The organism is Aquamicrobium segne, assembly GCF_042656785.1.
In the GTDB taxonomy this organism is placed as follows: Bacteria; Pseudomonadota; Alphaproteobacteria; order Rhizobiales; family Rhizobiaceae; genus Mesorhizobium; species Mesorhizobium segne.
This window is the reverse complement of the sequence record NZ_JBHSLL010000007.1, coordinates 20,148-38,316: the sequence shown is the minus strand read 5'-3', so window position 1 is coordinate 38,316 and position 18,169 is coordinate 20,148. Positions and strand designations below refer to the sequence as shown.

The window sequence follows — 18,169 nt, the reverse complement described above, 5'->3', positions numbered from 1 at the left end:
GCGGGAGAACGATCGAGGCGAAGCCGGTTTCAGGTCAGACATGCCAAATCGAGCCGCAGAAAGGGCCGGTCACGCGTTTGAAGAAAAGGACACGCGGTCATGGTGTCCGCACACCTACCCCGCACCCCGATGAAATCCGCCTCGAAACCAGCAGCTCGACCGCCTCATCGCAGCCAGCTCTTTCGATATTGACGACCAACGACATCCTTGCCCGTTCGCCCGACCGCAACTTGAGGTGGCGGCTGTGCGCAGTCACCTCAGTGGCGGAACCGCACTAGTGAGAGGTTGCTTCTGCCTGATCGATTCTTCGCTTGGCCTGAGCCAGTCTGCGTAACTGTTCAACGTCCTCCGATCGAGAAGGGTAAGTGGGCGAGCCGACCAGCGCCCGCGGTAAGGCCAAGGCGTTCAGGCTGATCTGCGAGGCCCCGTGATCGACGTCGGCGTTCCTCGGGGTCATCGCACCAGCCTCATATCACCTTGCGCCGACCGGGCCGGCCGGAACGTGGGTCCGTACCGCTGCGCGATTGTCCGATCCGGATCCAGCCGTCAAAACGATAAAGATCGCCTTTATGCAGCGCGGCATCCTGATAGCTCACGGCCCATCGGCACCCACGTTCGGCGCAAAGACCGGGAAAGACAAACATGCGCCAAAGGCGCAGGGCAAGGGCCGATGCCTTCCCCAGCGACATGCTGTAGGTTGAACATTACGCGGCCTCACGCTCTTCGGAAGCGGCAGGCTGCAACGCGTGGAGGAAATTGACGGCCCGCTGGGCATGGGCAGCAGCCTGGAAGATAGCACGCTTGTCATCTCCCAGTACCGAGAGCCAACTGCCGACATAGGCAGCATGATCTGGTCGCGGTTCGAGCTCGGGCACAATGCCGAGATCAGCACACAGCAGCGCCGACCCGATTTCAGCGACGAGTTCCTCGCGCGCCCGTTCGGTCTTGTCCTTTGCATAGCGGGTGAGATCGCGCCCAACACGATCGGCCTTGGCCGTCCAGTGGATATGCTCGTGGCTTAGAACTGCGACATATGAAGCCGCATCCCGAAACGTCTCGAAGGGCGGCATCTGGATGTGGTCGCTGGAAGGGGCGTAAAACGCTCGCGAGCCACCATGTCTGACCTTCGCCCCGGCATAGGCGAAGAAGCGATCGGCTCTCTCGATCCGTTCGACCGGGTCGATGACCGGGGCAGGTCTATGATAGTAGTGCTCGGGCAGGCCTTCGATCTGTTCGACATTGAAGACGCCATAAGCCCGCAGGAACGGAATGTCGCGCTCGACTTCATCGCCCCGGGCATCGGTTTCAGTCTTGGTGAACCGGCTGGCATAAATGACGGTGCTGCTCGTTTGACCCTTGCGGACGTGCGCGCCAAGTTCCCTTGCCTGCTTGAAGGTCATCCAGATCGGCGCGGCGTAGCCGCGCGCCATGGCCTCCGACCACAGCAGCAACACGTTCATGCCGGAATAGGGTTCGCCATTGTGGCGCAGCGGCCGCGTGATGCGCCCGGCGGCATTGCCGGCGCGCCAGGGTTGCACCCATGGGCGAACACCCTCTTCGAGCTGCGCAATGATCCGCTCCGTGATCCGCGCATAGATATCGACGCGGGTGGCGTTCTTTTCTTTCCTGCTCATTTTCATGAACCTCCTTGTCTGGAGGCCGCGGCGATCGCGGCCCCGTCACGAGGTCCAGAAAGGGCGGAGCACCACGGCAGGCCGCGCACCCGCAGGGCCGGAGCGAAGCGGCGGACGGCGCAGCCGTTGCACGGACTGTCCGGCTCCGCCAGGACCGCAACCGGACGGGGCCGCAGTCGGGCGACAGGAAGAAGAAAGGCGGCGCATTGCGCCGCCTTGTTACGATGAAGGGGAAGGCTCGGTTCAATGAACCGAGCGGCTACCCGTGTGAGGATCGTACTCGTAGAGGGCTTCGACTTCTGCGTCCTCGATCTCATCGGCGGGAAGGACGCCGTACTCATTGTCGGATCGGAAGAGGATCACGGTGGTCATAAGGGTGCGGGCGAGGTTCCAGGCGTGCTTTTGGGCGAGTTCGAGGTTGTGCGACATTTGAGGGCTCCATCTTGGGAGCGGGCCAATTCCCGCTCGATGGCTCCTCGAAAGGCCCGGCCCCGGGCGCGATCACCGCGTCAGGCGAAGCCAGAGCGGCCGCACGCTTTGCGTAGCGGACCCCTTGCGGGTTGATCGTGGCAGATCCGGGGGCGGGTCAGGACGCCATCACAAGAGAGCGGGATTTGCCGGCTTCCGGTGGCCGCCTATGTGCCGACCGCCCAGCCCAAAGGCAGGAGAATGACGATGCTGGGATCAAAGACCACGGCATAGGGGCAGGATCAGCTATGGGAGCGACCTCAACCTGGATCAATATCGCGGTCAGGGTCAGTCGGCGCGTGCGTCGCCGGCCAGCCTCGGTGTCCAGTCTTCAACCCTTCCGGTTTCCAGTCGCCGCCGCGCATGGCGTCTCCAGCCCTCGGCCAGCTGTGGCAGCTCGGCAAGCGCCACGAGTTCGGAGCGATTGAGCGTGTCGACATAAAACACCCGCCATATGCGGCTGATGGTCCAGGCCGGTGCGGAACGGTGAATGCGTTCGAGCCGACTATCGGGCGCGATTTGACCCGGCTCCAGCACCCGATAATACCAACCGGTGCGACCGCTGGCCTGGACGCGCCGCGCCATATCCGGTTGAGCGAAGCGTTCATTGAGTTTCCAGCAGGGCTGTCGGCCCTGGCTCACCTCGATGACGGCGCTGCCGATGGCGAAGACGTCGCCGACGGCCACGTCATCTTCCAGTAATCCAGCTGTGGCGAGGTTTTCGCCAAAGGCGCCGGCCGCGCCGAGAACATCGCGCTGGCCAATATCCGCAACCCAGGCGGGATAGTGATCGAGCGCGTAGTGATGAAGGGCTTTTTCGGCGCCACCGTGATGCCGAGTGTCGCCCTGCGCGTCACCGGCAAGGCCCAGCAGGCCGAGCATCAAAGGCCGGTCGATTGGCGACTTGGCGATCCCGCTCGGAATGCCCCGCGGTCCAAGGGGACGGACATCTCCGACGAGCAGAGCCTGCAATGGAATGCCCGTCATGATGGAGTCCCTGTGCTCGCCAGTGCCATGGCGATCCGGGCGCCCACGACGAGATCCTCCTCGACGCCGAACGTCTCGTGGAGGATCGCTCCATCGTGCCCGATCAGTACAGAGGACGGGGTGCCGCGAAACCCATAGCGTCGCATGGTGACCGGAATGGGAGATTGTTCATCCGACATATCGACGCCGACCGGGGAGACGATGCGATATTCATGCAGGAACGCTCGCAACGTCACCGGCGACATGGCATCATGATGCTCGAATACCGTGTGAAGCCCGATGATTTGCAGGTCGGAGCCTGAAAAGACACGTTCGATGCGTTGCACCTGCGGGATGGATTGCGCAACGCAGCCTGGACACAGGAGCTGGAAGGCGTGCAGCAACACCACGCGACCGCGCAGACCCGCAAGGGTCAGTGGTTCTGCCGTGTTCAACCAGGCGCTGACGGCGAGTTCGGGAGCGGGCGACGGAGTGAGCATCAGCGTTGGTCCTTTTCGGAAGCCGGGGGCCAGGTCAACATGTACGTCGGGACCGGTTATCACGCCCCGTACCACATCCTGAGAACGTCACCGACTGGTCCAAGAGCAGCCTTGTTGCGTCGGTCGGCTCGATGAGGATATTTTTGCCCATGTTTCTTCTCTTCATGCCTGGAGGGGTGAAACTGCCGGTTCGTCGATGGCAGTCGACGAACCGGCCCTTCTTTCGATGGCCGCAGACAATTCCGATCAATGGGCGGGTGCAACCTTGCCCGGAAGACTGAGATCCCCCGAGGCGACTTTGAACACGTTGTCGACGCACAAGAGCGGCGCGTGCAGGTTTGCGTTGACCTTGAGGCCGGCGGTGACACCGTCAAACGAGGCATCGGCGATGCCACCGATCAGTGCAACGGGAATGCTCACTTCCACCGTGTCCCCCGTGAAGGTTGTGGGATAATCCGGGCTGTCGATCAGCAGCGGCACGTTGGGCCAGGTCGGTGGCACCTTTGGCGTCGTGCCCTCGGGAATATCGTGAACCTTGAGGCCGCCGGGGCAGGCGGCGTCCTCTCCCAGCACCACCCAGTGGGGGTGCCAGACATGGCGGTTTTCTCCGCCATAGGCGGCGTCGTCGAAATCGGGATGGAAGGTGACGGCGAGCGCCACGATTCCCTGACTGGCGTCGAACCCGATATCGCCGCTGTCGAGACTGTTCGGCCAGACATAGGCATAGACGCTCGAGCCTTCGAACTTTCCGGTGGCGTCGGGCTTGTCGACCCCCGCTTCACCACGCACCCTTGTGGTGAAAATGGCGGTATCGCCATGGGTGACGATACTGGTTTCAATGATGTCGAACGAGGCCAGCACGGCGTCGGATGGCCGGCTCGTCACGGTGTTCTCATGGGCGTGGGCCGGCACGGCCGACATTGCGCCGAGCAGCGCCGCCGGCAGAAGTACTCGGTGCATGTGTTCGTCTCCTTCTTCATTCGCCTGGAGGGTGGTGATCCTTCTGAAATGCGCCCCAAGTGGCAGCCCGGGCGGAAGGATCGGCGGTTTCGTGGTCGCGGCAGTCGATCCGCAGATCCTGCTGGCCGAAGGCCGCGTCGACGAAATTGCAATGATGCGGCTGCGCCGCATCGGCATGCGCATAGGGCCGGAAATACCGGCAACTCACACACATGCGCTGAATGGGAATGGTGCCCTGTTCCTGAAGCTGGTGGATAACGGACACGAGCTGCACGAGAAGTTGCTCCTGATCATCATCATTAAGGGCGGACGTAGCCCGATCCACAGCGCCGGCAGTCTCATGGCCGGCCCGGACCACAGCCCTGCCCGCACTGGTGATGACGATGCGGACGGCGCGGCCATCGGCGGGATCGGCGCGCTTTTCGATCAGCGCCTTACGCTCCAGCGCGAGGATAGAATCGGTAGCAGTCGGTTGGGATACCCCCAGATGCAAGGACAGGTCCTTGACTGTCCATCCGCGATGACGGCCGTCCAATAGACGCAGGATCGCCAACTGCGTCGGAGTGACACCGGCCGTGCGCGCACGTACCCAATCGTCCGCCCTCAATGCCATGGCGATCCGCTCAAGGCCTTCAGCAATGCGCGCATGTACCGGAGGTGCAACGAAAGGAGGTTCCATAATTTATTTACATAGGATTCCTATATATCGTCAATGCACTTTTTAACGAGGCGACGGGCGGAGCCGAGGCCCCGCCCGAAGCGGCTCAGCCAAATGCTGACATCTGGAGCTCGGCCGCCTTGCGATCGACGGCCTGGCCAGGGTTCTCGACGGCCCGCTCGAAGGGCTTCCACTTCTCGCCGATGACATGTTCGTAGGCAGCAACTGCACCTTCTGCCGCCATGCGCAGGGCATGGGCCTGGAGCGCCATATCGGCGGCGAATTCCCGCTTGCGCTGCGCGGCGCTGTCGAACCCCACGGGTCCACCGATGTCTTCGTCGCGGTCGTCGCATGCGGCCTTTGCTGTGGCGTCGCGCGCTTCGGTCACCGCCCGGCTGTAAAACTGGCCCGCACCATAGGCGGAACCGACGAATGATCCGACAATGCGCTGCATGTGGATCTGCATGGCCCGTTCGCCAAGGCCTTCGTCGAGCGCCGAAGCCGTTTCGATGATGAGTTTTTCGTGGAGGTCGCGGATACCGTCGCTGTCGAGAACCGGGAGGCCAAAGCTTTCCGAGATGAGGGAAGCCTGAGCCGCATCGGGGCATGCGAGCCGGATCATTTCGAGGGTGGTTCCTTTACGGAGAGGAACGACGCGGGCGCTCCGGCGGGAATTGGCGTTCTTGGTCATGGTATGTCCTATCCTTCTGTTCCCGAAGCTCGAACCGGCTCCGTGCCGGCCCTCCCTCGGGCGCGGAACAAAAGAACCGGCGGAATGACGGGCGCTTCAAGGTCCGGTCGGACCGAAGTCGAGCATGGCAGGTTTGCGGCCAAGCAGGGCTCTCGAGCCTGGCGCGGGACGCGGGCCTGCCATGTCGAGACCGGCTCGATCCGGCCGCAACGCGGCGCGGCACGCGGCCTTGAAGTGAACGGCCGCCGGTTCAGGACCGCAGCCAGACCGAGGGAGGTCCGGCACGGCCTCGATATCGACACGGAAAAGGAGCGACAGGCGGTGGTGACCAATTGCCTGATCCTGCGCACTTGTTTTGATTCATCGACGTCAGAGCCATCGACATCCAAACGGCCGCCCACCTGACGGGCATCTCAGCCGCATCGAAGGTCATCGACTTCTCTCTCACCATCGATGAAGACGCCGCGCCGATGCCGGTTCAATCCAATAATGCGGCACCGCCGTGCAGGACACCGGCAGACAGTCAGCCCCACGGTTTCACAGCGCTGATACTGCGCACCGATTCGGGTACGAGGAGTTGGCTCAGCCGTCAGGCCGGCTGGCTTGACCGCGACAAGATTTCCGGACGCCACTGTGCGATAATCGCTTCGATCTCGGCACGATGTTCGGTCGGATAGGTCGCGTTGCTTTGGCGTGCAAGCCAGGAGAAGACCGTTGCCATATCAGTAGCGATCCCGGTGTCGACAGCGAAGAGATCGGTAATGTCAAACCCGCCCAGGCTTTCGGCGTTCCACCACGCCAGGAGGAAATTGGCGACCCGGCGCGCTTGGTGAGTGTCGCTCTGAGCCAGCGTCAGGAGTCTCTGCAAAGCTGCCTAGGTCAGCTCGTCCATGTCTATTCCTCCGACGGTTTCGATCAAACTATCTCAACATCGGTCCGATTGCACGGTTTACTCGCTTTGGACCTTCGCACATCTCAAGAACGCCAGCAGCCAATGCGGCGCGTTCGCGATCGACGTGGAGATCCGCCGCGCGGTGCCCCGACGGGCGCCGGCACCAGCGTCCGGCTGGCGCCTGGCAGGTGGGACAGGGCACACGCGTCACCGGATGATCCGGCCATGTTCGGTTGCACCGATTGCAGCTGAACCTCATCTTCTGACTGTTGCGGTCTGCTTTCGGCGTCAAGCCGACGATCACCGGCATCACTCACATTTTTGAGGAAGGTGCTTCCGAGGCGCAGCCCCATCGGCCCGAGCTGACGCGCATGCTTGACCACCTGCGCGTGGGCGACGTGGGTGACGGTGACGCGCCTTTATCGGCTTGCCCGATCCAGGCCCGACATTTTGGCATCGCGGTGCGGATCAAGCAGGCCAATGCCGGCTTGCGTTCGCTGGCCGAGCCGTGGGCCGATAGGACAAGGCCGGACGGAAGATCGATGCTGACCGTATTGGCCGGAATCGTGGATTTCGAGCATGGTTTGATCGCAGAGCGCACCAGCGCTGTTCGGACTGCTGCCAGGGCGCAGGGTGTGAAACGCGGGCGGTCGTCGGTGCTCTCGGACGAACATATCGCTCAAGCGCAGAAACTCATCGACCAGAAAAACAAGCCCATAGCAAAAGTCGCTCGGTTCCTAAGCGGGTATCGCTCCACGCTTTACCGGGCTCTTGATGGCTGACGACCGGAATCGACCCCATTGATGCCGTTTGTGGCGATACTGATCGTGCCTGAAACCTGCCGTTCGTTTAGTTTCTGCCGAAAGGCAGAGCCGCGGCCGACAGCGGAACAGCTGCAATTGGGATCAAACCTGAAATAGCTGCCGTTCCAAGTGCTCGATCGTCATTCTGCATCCGCGAAACTTAGGATCTGGAATCGAACAGGAAGTGAGTGAGCAGGGCGCAGAGAAAGCATTAAGCCCTATTGGGTATCCTGATGCGGCCAGGAATCGCCTGAGCCAATGATGTGGATCGACCGCGATAGTAAAAACTTGTAAGATACAGCAGAGCTGTGAAACGCTAATGTAAAGACGCCGGCCGCAGGTCGTGTCGAAGGGAGAATATGTCCACTGCACGCCACATAGTTGCGCTATTGCGAAGCCATATCGATGGGGACGAGGAGCGTTTCCTCTCCGTCGCCACGCAACTTGCTGCCCATGAGGCGCGTCAGGGGCATGGGAAGCTTGCGCAGGAGCTTCGCGAGCTAATCGACGCGGCCAAAGGAAAAGGCGCCGCTGTCGCGCGACGTGGTTCGGGCCCGGTTCCGCTGGCTCAGCCCAAAGGCGAACTGAGCAGCCTCCTCGCAGCACGCTATTCGGACATTCGGCTGAACAGCATGGTCCTCGCGCCCGAACTGGAGGAACGACTCGCGCGGGTAATCACCGAGCAGCGCCAACAGGCGCGCCTGCGGGCACGGGGCCTCATGCCGCGGCGTAAGTTGCTTCTCGTCGGCCCCCCCGGTTGCGGGAAGACCATGACGGCGGCCGCACTTGCCGGCGAGCTCAAGTTGCCGCTCTTCACAGTTCTGTACGACGGGCTCATTGGGAAACTGATGGGCGAGACAGCGACGCGGCTACGCTTGGTGTTCGACGCGATCGCCGTTCAACGCGGCGTCTACTTTTTCGACGAATTCGATGCCATCGGCGCACAGCGGTCTGGCCTCAACGACGTTGGCGAGATCCGGCGTGTGCTGAATTCCTTTCTCCAATTCTTGGAGAATGACGACGGTTCGAGCCTTATCGTCGCGGCGACCAACCATCCTGAATTGCTCGACAAGGCGGTCTTCCGGCGGTTTGACGATGTCATCACCTATGGCTTGCCCGACCCGGAGATCGTGCGCGGGATTCTCGAATCGCACTTAACCGGCTTCGATCTGAAAGATCTGGATTGGTCGCGAGTTCTCGAGGCTACAACAGGGCTGAGTCAGGCCGAAGTGTCGCGAGCTGCTGACGAGGCGGCGAAAGTTGCGGTGCTGGTGGATTCGGATGTGGTCGAAACACCGACGCTGCTCGCGACATTGGCGGAGCGCCGGGCTGCCATGAGTTATGGTTGTCGTCGCTAAATGGCCAGAGCACCGCGCGATCGGCCGCACTTTCATTTCGAAGGCGGTGGCCAAGCAGAACCGTACACCTCACCACGACTGGTCATCAGCCGCTTGCCGCCGGATCGCGTGCGGGTGGGGCACGCACAAAAGCTCGAGCGGGCCATCGGATCGGCGGTGGTGGAGGCGCGCCGCAAGCTGGCCGCCCGTGATGAAGCAATCGCCGAAGGCGAGCGGGGGTTCTACCTAGAATTCGAGATCCCTGCAGCGGAGCGCGCAGCCGTTGAGAACTTGGAGAACAAGCCTGCGGCGATCGAGCTCGTAGCGGTCCGTCCGATTACGGATGGAAACGAGACTGTTGCGGCAACGGTCTTTGTGCCGGAGCGATCGGCCGAGTTCTTTTCGCGGAAGATTGCCGCCTACCGTGATGAGGACACCAAATCCGGAAAGCCAAAGAACGAAGCGCTCGTCGCCAGGATCGAGGACGTTCGCCTGGCGGCGGTCCGCTCGTTGTTTACCGACGATATGGCTCTGCTTCCGAAGGCCGGCTACCCGGCTTGGTGGGAGGTCTGGATTCGCGGTGGGCGCCTGGAGACCTTCCGCTACGTGGCCGAGCGGCTCGACATCGCTTTGAAAGATCATGCGATCAGCTTTCCCGAACGAGATGTCGTGCTAGCGCTCGCAACCGAGGAGACGATGGAGCGGCTGGTGGAAAACAGCGACGCCGTGGCCGAGCTACGCATAGCCAAGGACACACCCACGCTGTTCCTCGAAATGCGGCCGGCCGAACAGGCGGATTGGGTAGAAGACCTGATCGACAGGGTAGAAGCTCCGGATGCCGTCGCGCCGGCGGTGTGCATCCTCGACAGCGGAGCAAACCGGGCCCATCCTTTGCTGGAACCTGGCTTGGAAGCAGCTGATCAGCATGCCTACGACGATGCATGGGGTGTCGGTGATAGCGCATTCTGGAATGGCCATGGCACGGCGATGGCCGGTGTTGCCCTCTACGGCGATATCGAGGCTGCACTCCGCCATGCTGAGCCCGTGGGACTGCGCCACCGCTTAGAAACCGTGAAGATCCTGCCGCCGGCAGGCCAGCATGATCCGGAGCTCTACGGTGCGATCACCGAAACGGGCATCACGAAGGCCGAGGCGCGCGCACCTCGGCGCCGCCGCGTCTTCTGCTTGGCGGTGACCAGTGAAGTAGGGCTGGCGCGGGGGCGGCCCTCGTCGTGGTCCGCAGCAGTCGACCAGCTTTGCTATGGCGGCGGTGACCGTCGCCGCCTGATGGTCGTTGCGGCTGGCAACCTGCGGGGCGACATCGAAGTGGATGGCTATCCGGATCGCAACGATCTGGAGGAGGTGGAGAGCCCGGCTCAGGCTTGGAACCCCTTGGTCGTCGGAGCTTACACTGACAAGATCACCATCACGCACCCGGACTATGCCGGCTGGAATCCCGTCGCACCAGCTGGAGACTTATCGCCGGCAAGCCGCACGTCCGGAATTTGGGAGCGTCAGTGGCCGATCCGCCCGGACGTGGTCTTCGAAGGCGGCAACTTTGCGCATGATGGGGTCAACGCTGCTTCTGCGATCGACGACCTGCAACTGATCACCACTCATTATCGACCGCAGATGCGTCACTTTGAAACCTTCGGAGACACAAGCGCCGCGGCGGCTCTCGGGGCGAATTTAGCGGCAGGCGTGATTGCTGCCCGACCGGAGCTCTGGCCGGAAACGGTGCGGGGGTTGCTGGTCCATTCGGCAGAATGGACGCAGGCGATGCGTGAGCGTTTCGATGCGGCAGCGTCACAAGCACAGAAGATGGCAATGCTGCGCCGGTACGGTTGGGGTGTTCCTGATCTTGGCCGCGCCCTCTGGAGTGCGACGGACGACGCGACGCTGATGGTTGAGGACGCGCTGCTTCCTTTCCGCCGTGACGGGTCTGTCATCAAGACGCGGAACATGAATCTGCATCGGCTGCCTTGGCCACGTGATGAGCTTCTTGCGCTTGGCGATCAGGACGTCGAATTGAGGATGACGCTGTCCTACTTCGTCGAGCCAAACCCTGGCGAGCGGGGCTGGACCCGGAGGCATCGCTATGCATCTCACTCCCTGCGTTTCGCCGTGAAGCGATCGCTCGAAAGCATTCAGCAGTTCAGGCAGCGCATCAATAAGGCTGCCAAGGCGGAGGAAGCAGGGCAGGTCGGCGGCGGCGCCGGCGGCGACGACTGGGTGCTCGGACCGATCCGGGATCGAGGCTCAATCCACTCAGACATCTGGCGTGGAAGCGCTGCGGCGCTTGCAGACCGGGATGCCATTGGTGTTTTCCCCGTGAGCGGTTGGTGGAAAGAGAAGCCCGGTTTGCAACGCTGGGATCGCTCGGCGCGATACTCGCTCTTGGTGTCGGTTCGCGCGCCCGGCGCGAATATCGATATCTACACGCCCATCGCTAACCAGCTCGCGGTGCCAATTCCGGCGGGATAACGACGGCCAGACTTCAATTCGTTCTCCCCGGCGACGCCACTTTCACGTGCAGCTTAAATCCCTCGGCGAGGGGGCTCCTTGTTCTGGCCGGAGCTGGATCGTGAAGATCAGACGCCCGTCCGCCATCAAATCCCAGTCTCTACGTGGTCGCGATCAGTTGAGAAGGACCGCTTTCAATCGGCCAAAGCTACTTGAACAGCAGGAACGAGGACGCGTTGCTGCCGAAGCTCATTGACGCGATGCACAGCAGCTTTCCCGACGTAGTCGCCAAGACTGGTCAGTCGGTTTCCCATCTGTGGACGCCCCGTAAGACGCAAGTGGTTTTTTTGAAGGTTAGCCCGTAGTCGGATGCTGCCATCTGTCCGGCCTCTGATGCAGCACCAGAGGCTGCGGGCCCGTATGGGAGTTCGCTGACCGGATCCATATCACCCACAGCGTGCTCAAGGCACAGTGGGAAGCCCTGGTTTTCCGACCCCGTCTCACCGACTGTTGTGCCATACCTTCCTTCGACCGACTCCGTCTCCGACGACCTCTGGTCCGCCTTGGCTTACGCCGCAGCTGCGACCGGAGCTTTGTAATCCTCTTGCTTCAACAGCAGCGCCCAGACGATACGCGCCGTCTTGTTGGCCAGTGCGACCGTTACCAGCATTCGCGGTTTGCGAGCCATCATCTGCTCAAGCCATGAGCCCGCCGGGGCGCCACGCTTGCTGGCCTGCAGGACGACCGCACTGCAACCGATAATGAGCAGGCGCCGCAAGGTTCGCTCGCCCATCTTCGTGATAGACCCCAGCTTTTGCTTGCCTCCCGTCGAGATCTGTCGCGGTGCCAGCCCCAACCAGGCGGCAAAGTCTCGGCCTTTGGCAAAGGTCTCGGCCGGCGGGGCGAGGGCTGCAATCGCGGTGGCTGTGATCGGACCCACGCCCGGTATTGTCATCAGCCGTCTGGCGACCGTGTCTTCGCGGGCCCGTCGCGCGATTTCCTTGTCCAACTCGCCGATCTTAGTGTTCAACTGACCCAGCAGATCCAGCATCGTTCGGAACATCGGCCTGGCTGCCTCCGGGAGTGACGATCCCATCTCGCCCTCGAGCATGTCGCTTAGTAACGCGATATGCGAGGGGCCTTTTGGTGCGATCCAGCCATACTCGGTGAGATGGCCGCGGATGGCGTTGATCAACTGGGTGCGCTGCCGAACCAGCAGATCGCGCGTTCTGAACACCAGGGCAGATGCCTGCTGCGCCTCGCTCTTTATTGCCACGAACCGCATGCTCGGGCGCTGCGCAGCTTCGCAGATTGCCTCGGCATCGACCGCATCATTCTTGTTCCGTTTCACGAATGGCTTCACATAGGCCGGAGGGATCAGCTTCACCTCGTGACCCAACAGCGTGAGTTCGCGAGCCCAGTGGTGCGCACCTCCGCAGGCCTCCAAGGCCACCATGCAACGTGGCTGCCGAGCGAAGAACTCAAGCAACTTCGTGCGGCTGATCTTGCGGCTGAACAGCGCTCGACCGCTTGCATCAGCACCGTGTGCGTGAAAAACGTTCTTCGCGATATCAAGGCCGATTGTGGTAACTTCCGACATGGACGCCTCCTCAAGGGGTGTGTTCAACACCTCCACTTTGGCACATCGATGCCGCCGGGGGGGCGTCCACCCCATCACCCCATCACGGCCGTTGGGCGGTACCACTTAGCGCTGATAATTAGTGTCAACTAGCGATCAAAGCCACAGAATTCATCACCAGAAAGGCGGTTCGGTCCTTTCCTTGAGTAGCGCAAGCAGTTCGCCGAACATACCGGCCTTGCGCCGGACCGGAATATGCCGCAGGGCTCATCCAGACGCCGGTGATATAGATCTGCCGATGGTCTCATAGTCGCAGTTGTTGCTGTCCCAGTCCTCATCCTGGAGGGCGAGGCGACAAGCTGCTTCGAGGCTTGAGCCTCAGATGTGCGCTGGCGATAACAGGGATGACGATAGGTGGTTTCGATCGTATAGAGCGGCATCCTGCCCTCCTTTGATAATGACGGGACGGCGACTTGGAAATCAGGCCGCCAGTTCCCGGACAGGATCCAGCCGCGCGATCAGCATCGCGATGGCGCGGTCCTGGCGCGCGAGCTTGCGCGACAGGGCATCGATTTCGGGCTGGCGTTCGGCAGTGAGTGCGGCCAGGTTTGAGCGATATCGCTCAAGGAACCCGGAGGGTTCGGGCGCTTTTCCATGCCGATAACCGGAATGCTTGCGACCGAGGGTCGGGATCAGCGAAGCCATGCGCCGCCAGATCTGGCGCTCGATTATATCGAGCTGGTGTTGAGTCTGGCGGCGAGCCTCTTCCATGCACAACAGCCGCCTCTGCAGTTCCAGAGGGAAAGCCATCAGGGCGCCCTCCTTTGCCAGCCGATGAAACTGGACGGGCCGTCATAAACCGCGTGTCGAGCGGGATCGATCACGAAACCGAACCGGCCCATCTTGTAGTCTGCCTCCGGCACGAGAAAACGGCGTTCCTCAGCCGCCTCCCCGCGCCGCCCGCCCATTGTGGCGACGACCTCCACGAAACCCTTCTCTTGCTCCGAGCTGATGGCGGAGATCACGATCCAGTCGGCGGCATGCTGAACCTCAAAGGTACGTTGATCTTTGGTGCGGGAGTCGCCAGGAGCCAGGGTATTGCCGGTCAGCACCTCCCACGCATCAGGCCAGGAATCCTTGATTGTGCGCTCGGCGTGACGGCGCTCATATGCGGTGAAGAGATGCGGGAATGTGAACGAGACGATCGCCCACTCGGCATCTTCTTCATACCAGCCGCCAGCGGAGCGCAGCATGGGATGCACCTCGCGGTTCCGCTCTGCCGAAAGCTTGAAACCACCATGCCCCGCCGTCGAGTGAGCGGTTACGCCCTCGGCGTAGAGTGTCGCTCCCTGCGAAGGCCCCCATGGCGTGTTGGCGGACGAAAAGATGTCCTTCCGGCCGAGGGCGCGTTTTTCCCGCTGGTGCTCGGCGTTTTCCTGGACCTTCAGATGGAATGCCGCTTCATCAGCCAGTTCGCCGGAATGGCCATAAAAATCCGAGCGCATCCATTCCCGGATCGGACGGCCAATGCGCCAGCCGCTGGCAAGGAAGTATTTGCCTTCGCGGCCCGGGACCATGGCGAAGGCGGTCTCACCGACCAGCGCCACCAAAAGCCCGTCGGCGCTGCGGCCAAACAAAACCCCTGGCGAACCGGGGGTAGCATCAGGTTTGGCGCTCGAGGAAGAGTGAACGCTCATGCCACCCTCCCCTCGACAACATCGGCGGCGACCGCGTCCGCTGTAACGTCGTCCAGCACGGCATTGGGATAGCCATGGCGCGAAAGCCATTCCTCGGCCGCCGCGCGGTGCGGTGCGAGATGCACGAGTTCGGCATTGTCACTGGCCCGGTCGAAGACGCGAACAGAGCCGGGTACGGGCCGTTCCACCACGGTAAATTGCAGCGTGGTGTCTACCGAGAAGCTGCGATGAACGCGGATTGCGATGACCCCGCCAGACCCGAAATCTGCCTCATGCAGCGTAAAGCCTGCCGGCGACGAGTAGGTGGGACGGATCCGCGGAGGTTCTTTCCGGATCAACCGGCCTTTGCTGTTGTTGTTCCTCCAGGCGGCGAGTTTGCTGGTGAACCGTTCGGGGGGACGCGGGGTTCCGTCGCTCCAGGCAACGATGGATCCGATGGGAGCGTCTTCAAAGATCGAGTGTGCGGACATGAAGTCCTCCGGATATTGAAGGGAAAACGAAGCCGCCGCCGGTGGTAAACCGGCGGCGGCGGTACGAAGGAAAAAGGAAACAGGTGCGGCTATTCGGCGGCTTCGCGGAAACCTGCTTCGTAGTCATCAGCATTGTGGCCATGAACCGGCTCGCCGCTGGTATCGTCTTCGAGCGCAGCGTGCTCGGACGCGCCCTCGTCCTCGGGCTCTTCCGCGACTTCGTTCTTCCTGAGCCAGGCCGAGAGCTTTTCCGGATCGGGTGCAAACAGCGCTGCCTGATGAACGAAGCGTTCCGCCTGGAAATGCTCGACGAGAGCTGCCCGCGTGTCCTTCACCCGCTGGCGCGGCAGGATCGACGTGCCCTTGCACGAGGCTTCCAGAGCCGGACGCGAGAGGCACGACAGGAATTCGTCCGTGCCCATATTCGGCAAGAAGTTGTCGGCGCCGATGATATTTCCGGCGACCCGGGCGACGACGCCGCTGTCCGATCGGTTTTCGCGACACGACAGGACGTCAACCAGCAGGGAGCGCACGGCGATCCGCAGCGTCTCCATGTCGAATTCGAGCTTGCCATCCTGATCGAAGAGGCGCGCGGCATGTTCACCAAGACCAACGGCACCGTAAAAGGAGACGTCACGCTTTCCAGACGCGACGGAAACGTTCTGGCCGGCAAAAGCCAGAACCAGCAGCGCCATCAGCGTGTCGTCCTCGATCGGGGCGCGAGACAGCGCCTCGTGCAAGGCGTCAGTGCGCAGGTCGCCAATCATCTCCATGCCCTTCCGGGTGACGTCGGGTCGGGTGTTGACGATCGGTGCACCATCATCGGAGCCGGGATGCGCATCCTTCCCGCCCCTGGGCTTTTTGGCTTCGGGCATGCGGTAAGCCACCGACTGCACCTTGCCGTCGCGGTCGAGATACATCGCGGTGTGGTCAGATTTGCTCGCTTTGCCGTAGACACGCTCGGCTTTGGGGGGCAGCTTCGGCTCGCCCCATTGGCCGGCCTCCACAATGGACCCTCGTTTGGGCAGATTAGCCGTCATCCACTCCTGCTGAGCTCCGAGAAACGCCTCGACGTCGGTCGTATAGCGGCTGTCCTCATCTGCCGGCGCGAAAAGGTCTTCCACCCAGGCGATGCCATAGGCCTGCGCCAGGTCATCGTCGAAGCTCGCATCGCGGGCATACATGCGCGTTTTCTGAAGGCCCTGCGCAACGCTCCACCACGATACCTGCGGGTCGGCCTTCGAAGGCTTGTGTTTTTTCCAGACCTCTTTCTGCTCATCGAGGGCCGCCGATGCGATGGTTCGCAATTGCCCCTCATTGGGCATGTCGCCCTTGGCCATGTGATCGAGCATGGCAGGCAGCACATTGGCGAGCAGGCGCAGCTTTCTGATCTGGCGGATCGGCAGAGCGAGCGCGACGGCAATCGCCTCTTCGGTCCAGCCAAGAGCGACGAGCCGTTCGATAGCGCGCCACTGGTCGACAGGATTGAGGTTCTCGCGAGCGATATTCTCGACCATCGAGCGCAGGGCGCCGCCGTCCTCGGCGGGCTCGCCGACCAGAACCGCGATCTCTTCCAGACCCGCGACGATCGCCTGCCTGACACGGCGATGGCCAGAGTGGATGACATAACCATTGCCGCCATCAGTCTGTGGCGCCACGACCGGCGGCTGCACAATGCCAACGGCCCGGATCGTCGCCAGCAACAGCGCGTCCGATTGCGGACTCGATCTGGTGCGGCGGGCCCTGTCGGGATTCTCCACGAGCGAACGCGGATCAATCAGCTTGATTTCCATGGGGATGCTCCTCTTGACGAACCGGCACCGCGCCGGTCCTTTTTCGTCTTCTTCTCGAAGACATCCCCCGGCCCGCGGAGCGGGCAGGCCGGGGCAATTGCGGGTGAGCATCCCTGCCCGGCTGGCCGAGCGGGGCTTAAAGCCCTGCGCAGGACGACGGACCGGGATCGCGATGGCGGCGATTGAGCACCAGCGTCAGCGGCCTACCCGCTCTGCGAGCGGGCTTGCTTCCTCCGTTTCCTCCCAGCCTCACTCTATTCCACCTTGAATGCCGATCATTCTGACGCTATATTGCGTCATATTGGATGTGCGGAATTGGAGGTAAGCGCCATGGGACTTGCCCAATATGCTGACGATGGTCTTTTTTCGCCGCGCAAGATCGCTGCCGCTTTGCGGACGACGAGCGAGGAAATTGCGCGGACGGCCGGACTTGGCAAGGATGCGATCCAGCGCAAGGATCGTATCAGCTCGGACAAGACACAGCGTCGGCTGCGCGAGATGACCGAGATCGTCAATAAGGTCGAGCCCCGGTTTGGCTCGGCACTGATGGCTTACGCATGGTATCGATCCGAACCCCTGCCGGGTCTTTCGGGCATGACCGCGATGCAACTGGTCCGTGACGGCCGTGCCGACGAGGTGCTCGATTATATTGACGCGGTCGACGCCGGCGTGCACGCATAGGCCACGGGTGCGATACGAGGGACAACTCTACCGGGCGCTCAACCCGATCTTCGCCAGCGAGCCGATGTCGGGCCGCGGCGCGCAGCTCTATGGCGGACGCTTCAATCGCAAGGGAACGCCAGCGCTCTATTTGTCCTTGTCCGTCATGACGGCACTGCGCGAAGCCAATCAGGCCGGCAGCCTGCAACCCACAACGCTGGTTTGCTATGACGCGAGCATAGAAGGCGTGTTCGATTGCCGTGACGAGGCGGCGATGCGGGCTGAAGGAATGATGATGCCGGCGCTGAGCGACTCAACATGGCGCGATCAGATGAAGACAAGTGGCGAGGCAGCCACGCAGGCTTTTGCCCGACGGCTTGCAGCAGCCGGCTATCATGGTCTGTTGGTTCGCAGCTTTGCTGCGGGTGCAACGGCTGACGATCTCAACCTCGTCCTGTGGCAATGGAGCAGCTCCGCGCCTTGTCGCCTGACCCTGATCGATGACGAAAACAGGCTTTCGCGATAACACCCAAAAAGGCTGGCGTTAGAAGTCGCACACCACACGAGCGGACAATTGCGACAGCAAAGCGAGCGGCAA

20 protein-coding genes are annotated in these 18,169 nt (G+C 62.0%); 6 read left to right on the top strand and 14 right to left on the bottom strand.

The window, feature by feature from the left end; genetic code table 11:
• Positions 1-278, top strand: a 278-nt coding sequence (locus ACFPLB_RS01690; protein ID WP_378227518.1) for a hypothetical protein, incomplete at its 5' end; no start/stop codon positions are given.
• Positions 279-704: 426 nt separating this feature from the next.
• Here the strand turns inward: ACFPLB_RS01690 and ACFPLB_RS01685 are convergent.
• The 9 genes from ACFPLB_RS01685 to ACFPLB_RS17665 all read right to left on the bottom strand — a co-directional run bounded on the left by ACFPLB_RS01685 (position 705) and on the right by ACFPLB_RS17665 (position 7,028).
• On the bottom strand, positions 705-1,634 hold the full coding sequence (locus tag ACFPLB_RS01685; protein WP_378227516.1) for an ArdC family protein: 930 nt from the start codon (positions 1,632-1,634) through the stop codon (positions 705-707).
• A 243-nt stretch (positions 1,635-1,877) separates the two neighbouring features.
• Positions 1,878-2,063: a hypothetical protein gene (locus ACFPLB_RS01680; protein WP_354197294.1), complete on the bottom strand. Its 186-nt coding sequence runs from the start codon at positions 2,061-2,063 to the stop codon at positions 1,878-1,880.
• Positions 2,064-2,390: 327 nt separating this feature from the next.
• Positions 2,391-3,089 (bottom strand): MOSC domain-containing protein, encoded by a 699-nt coding sequence (locus ACFPLB_RS01675; RefSeq protein ID WP_378227514.1) that lies wholly within the window; start codon positions 3,087-3,089, stop codon positions 2,391-2,393.
• Positions 3,086-3,568: a thioredoxin domain-containing protein gene (locus tag ACFPLB_RS01670; protein WP_239801967.1), complete on the bottom strand. Its 483-nt coding sequence runs from the start codon at positions 3,566-3,568 to the stop codon at positions 3,086-3,088. Before ACFPLB_RS01670 ends, ACFPLB_RS01675 begins: the two co-directional genes overlap by 4 nt.
• 246 nt (positions 3,569-3,814) lie before the next feature.
• Entirely contained in the window at positions 3,815-4,528 is a 714-nt protein-coding gene (locus ACFPLB_RS01665) for a hypothetical protein (protein ID WP_378227513.1), read from the bottom strand.
• Positions 4,529-4,544: 16 nt separating this feature from the next.
• Complete coding sequence (locus tag ACFPLB_RS01660) at positions 4,545-5,207, bottom strand: MarR family winged helix-turn-helix transcriptional regulator (RefSeq protein ID WP_354197291.1); 663 nt, start codon at positions 5,205-5,207, stop codon at positions 4,545-4,547.
• A gap of 85 nt (positions 5,208-5,292) precedes the next feature.
• Positions 5,293-5,877 carry a hypothetical protein gene (locus ACFPLB_RS01655; protein WP_378227512.1) on the bottom strand — a complete coding sequence of 195 codons (585 nt, stop codon included), beginning with the start codon at positions 5,875-5,877 and terminating at the stop codon, positions 5,293-5,295.
• Positions 5,878-6,466: 589 nt separating this feature from the next.
• Positions 6,467-6,745 (bottom strand): DUF7673 family protein, encoded by a 279-nt coding sequence (locus tag ACFPLB_RS01650; RefSeq protein WP_378227511.1) that lies wholly within the window; start codon positions 6,743-6,745, stop codon positions 6,467-6,469.
• Positions 6,746-6,797: 52 nt separating this feature from the next.
• Positions 6,798-7,028 carry a zinc finger domain-containing protein gene (locus ACFPLB_RS17665; protein WP_465251464.1) on the bottom strand — a complete coding sequence of 77 codons (231 nt, stop codon included), beginning with the start codon at positions 7,026-7,028 and terminating at the stop codon, positions 6,798-6,800.
• Positions 7,029-7,038: 10 nt separating this feature from the next.
• On the opposite strand from ACFPLB_RS17665, the gene ACFPLB_RS01645 reads away from it, so the two are divergent.
• From ACFPLB_RS01645 to ACFPLB_RS01635, 3 genes are all read left to right on the top strand, one after another.
• Entirely contained in the window at positions 7,039-7,551 is a 513-nt protein-coding gene (locus ACFPLB_RS01645) for a recombinase family protein (RefSeq protein WP_378227510.1), read from the top strand.
• Positions 7,552-7,931: 380 nt separating this feature from the next.
• Positions 7,932-8,930 (top strand): AAA family ATPase, encoded by a 999-nt coding sequence (locus tag ACFPLB_RS01640; protein ID WP_378227509.1) that lies wholly within the window; start codon positions 7,932-7,934, stop codon positions 8,928-8,930.
• Positions 8,931-11,393 (top strand): S8 family peptidase, encoded by a 2,463-nt coding sequence (locus ACFPLB_RS01635; protein WP_378227508.1) that lies wholly within the window; start codon positions 8,931-8,933, stop codon positions 11,391-11,393. It begins immediately after the preceding gene.
• A 547-nt stretch (positions 11,394-11,940) separates the two neighbouring features.
• Here the strand turns inward: ACFPLB_RS01635 and ACFPLB_RS01630 are convergent.
• The 5 genes from ACFPLB_RS01630 to ACFPLB_RS01610 form a co-directional block, all read right to left on the bottom strand.
• Complete coding sequence (locus ACFPLB_RS01630) at positions 11,941-12,972, bottom strand: IS110 family RNA-guided transposase (RefSeq protein ID WP_378227507.1); 1,032 nt, start codon at positions 12,970-12,972, stop codon at positions 11,941-11,943.
• Between the two features lie 459 nt (positions 12,973-13,431).
• Positions 13,432-13,761 (bottom strand): hypothetical protein, encoded by a 330-nt coding sequence (locus tag ACFPLB_RS01625; RefSeq protein ID WP_378227506.1) that lies wholly within the window; start codon positions 13,759-13,761, stop codon positions 13,432-13,434.
• Positions 13,761-14,648 (bottom strand): DUF7007 domain-containing protein, encoded by an 888-nt coding sequence (locus ACFPLB_RS01620; protein WP_378227505.1) that lies wholly within the window; start codon positions 14,646-14,648, stop codon positions 13,761-13,763. Before ACFPLB_RS01620 ends, ACFPLB_RS01625 begins: the two co-directional genes overlap by 1 nt.
• A complete protein-coding gene (locus ACFPLB_RS01615; protein WP_378227504.1) occupies positions 14,645-15,118 on the bottom strand; it encodes a hypothetical protein in 474 nt (157 codons plus the stop codon). Before ACFPLB_RS01615 ends, ACFPLB_RS01620 begins: the two co-directional genes overlap by 4 nt.
• Before the next feature lie 89 nt (positions 15,119-15,207).
• A complete protein-coding gene (locus ACFPLB_RS01610) occupies positions 15,208-16,911 on the bottom strand; it encodes a ParB/RepB/Spo0J family partition protein (RefSeq protein ID WP_378227502.1) in 1,704 nt (567 codons plus the stop codon).
• A gap of 330 nt (positions 16,912-17,241) precedes the next feature.
• Between ACFPLB_RS01610 and ACFPLB_RS01605 the strand changes: the two genes are divergently transcribed.
• Together ACFPLB_RS01605 and ACFPLB_RS01600 are read left to right on the top strand one after the other, a co-directional pair.
• On the top strand, positions 17,242-17,592 hold the full coding sequence (locus ACFPLB_RS01605; RefSeq protein ID WP_378227501.1) for an MbcA/ParS/Xre antitoxin family protein: 351 nt from the start codon (positions 17,242-17,244) through the stop codon (positions 17,590-17,592).
• A gap of 7 nt (positions 17,593-17,599) precedes the next feature.
• Entirely contained in the window at positions 17,600-18,097 is a 498-nt protein-coding gene (locus tag ACFPLB_RS01600) for an RES family NAD+ phosphorylase (RefSeq protein ID WP_378227500.1), read from the top strand.
• Positions 18,098-18,169 lie beyond the last annotated feature (72 nt).

Coding starts and splice junctions, on each gene's coding strand:
- ACFPLB_RS01670 (WP_239801967.1), bottom strand. CDS start 3,568: ATGCTCACTCCGTCGCCCGCTCCCGAACTCGCCGTCAGCGCCTGGTTG.
- ACFPLB_RS01615 (WP_378227504.1), bottom strand. CDS start 15,118: ATGTCCGCACACTCGATCTTTGAAGACGCTCCCATCGGATCCATCGTT.
- ACFPLB_RS01630 (WP_378227507.1), bottom strand. CDS start 12,972: ATGTCGGAAGTTACCACAATCGGCCTTGATATCGCGAAGAACGTTTTT.
- ACFPLB_RS01665 (WP_378227513.1), bottom strand. CDS start 4,528: ATGCACCGAGTACTTCTGCCGGCGGCGCTGCTCGGCGCAATGTCGGCC.
- ACFPLB_RS01610 (WP_378227502.1), bottom strand. CDS start 16,911: ATGGAAATCAAGCTGATTGATCCGCGTTCGCTCGTGGAGAATCCCGAC.
- ACFPLB_RS01635 (WP_378227508.1), top strand. CDS start 8,931: ATGGCCAGAGCACCGCGCGATCGGCCGCACTTTCATTTCGAAGGCGGT.
- ACFPLB_RS01605 (WP_378227501.1), top strand. CDS start 17,242: ATGGGACTTGCCCAATATGCTGACGATGGTCTTTTTTCGCCGCGCAAG.
- ACFPLB_RS01655 (WP_378227512.1), bottom strand. CDS start 5,877: ATGACCAAGAACGCCAATTCCCGCCGGAGCGCCCGCGTCGTTCCTCTC.
- ACFPLB_RS01675 (WP_378227514.1), bottom strand. CDS start 3,089: ATGACGGGCATTCCATTGCAGGCTCTGCTCGTCGGAGATGTCCGTCCC.
- ACFPLB_RS01625 (WP_378227506.1), bottom strand. CDS start 13,761: ATGGCTTTCCCTCTGGAACTGCAGAGGCGGCTGTTGTGCATGGAAGAG.
- ACFPLB_RS01640 (WP_378227509.1), top strand. CDS start 7,932: ATGTCCACTGCACGCCACATAGTTGCGCTATTGCGAAGCCATATCGAT.
- ACFPLB_RS01680 (WP_354197294.1), bottom strand. CDS start 2,063: ATGTCGCACAACCTCGAACTCGCCCAAAAGCACGCCTGGAACCTCGCC.
- ACFPLB_RS01620 (WP_378227505.1), bottom strand. CDS start 14,648: ATGAGCGTTCACTCTTCCTCGAGCGCCAAACCTGATGCTACCCCCGGT.
- ACFPLB_RS01660 (WP_354197291.1), bottom strand. CDS start 5,207: ATGGAACCTCCTTTCGTTGCACCTCCGGTACATGCGCGCATTGCTGAA.
- ACFPLB_RS17665 (WP_465251464.1), bottom strand. CDS start 7,028: ATGAGGTTCAGCTGCAATCGGTGCAACCGAACATGGCCGGATCATCCG.
- ACFPLB_RS01685 (WP_378227516.1), bottom strand. CDS start 1,634: ATGAGCAGGAAAGAAAAGAACGCCACCCGCGTCGATATCTATGCGCGG.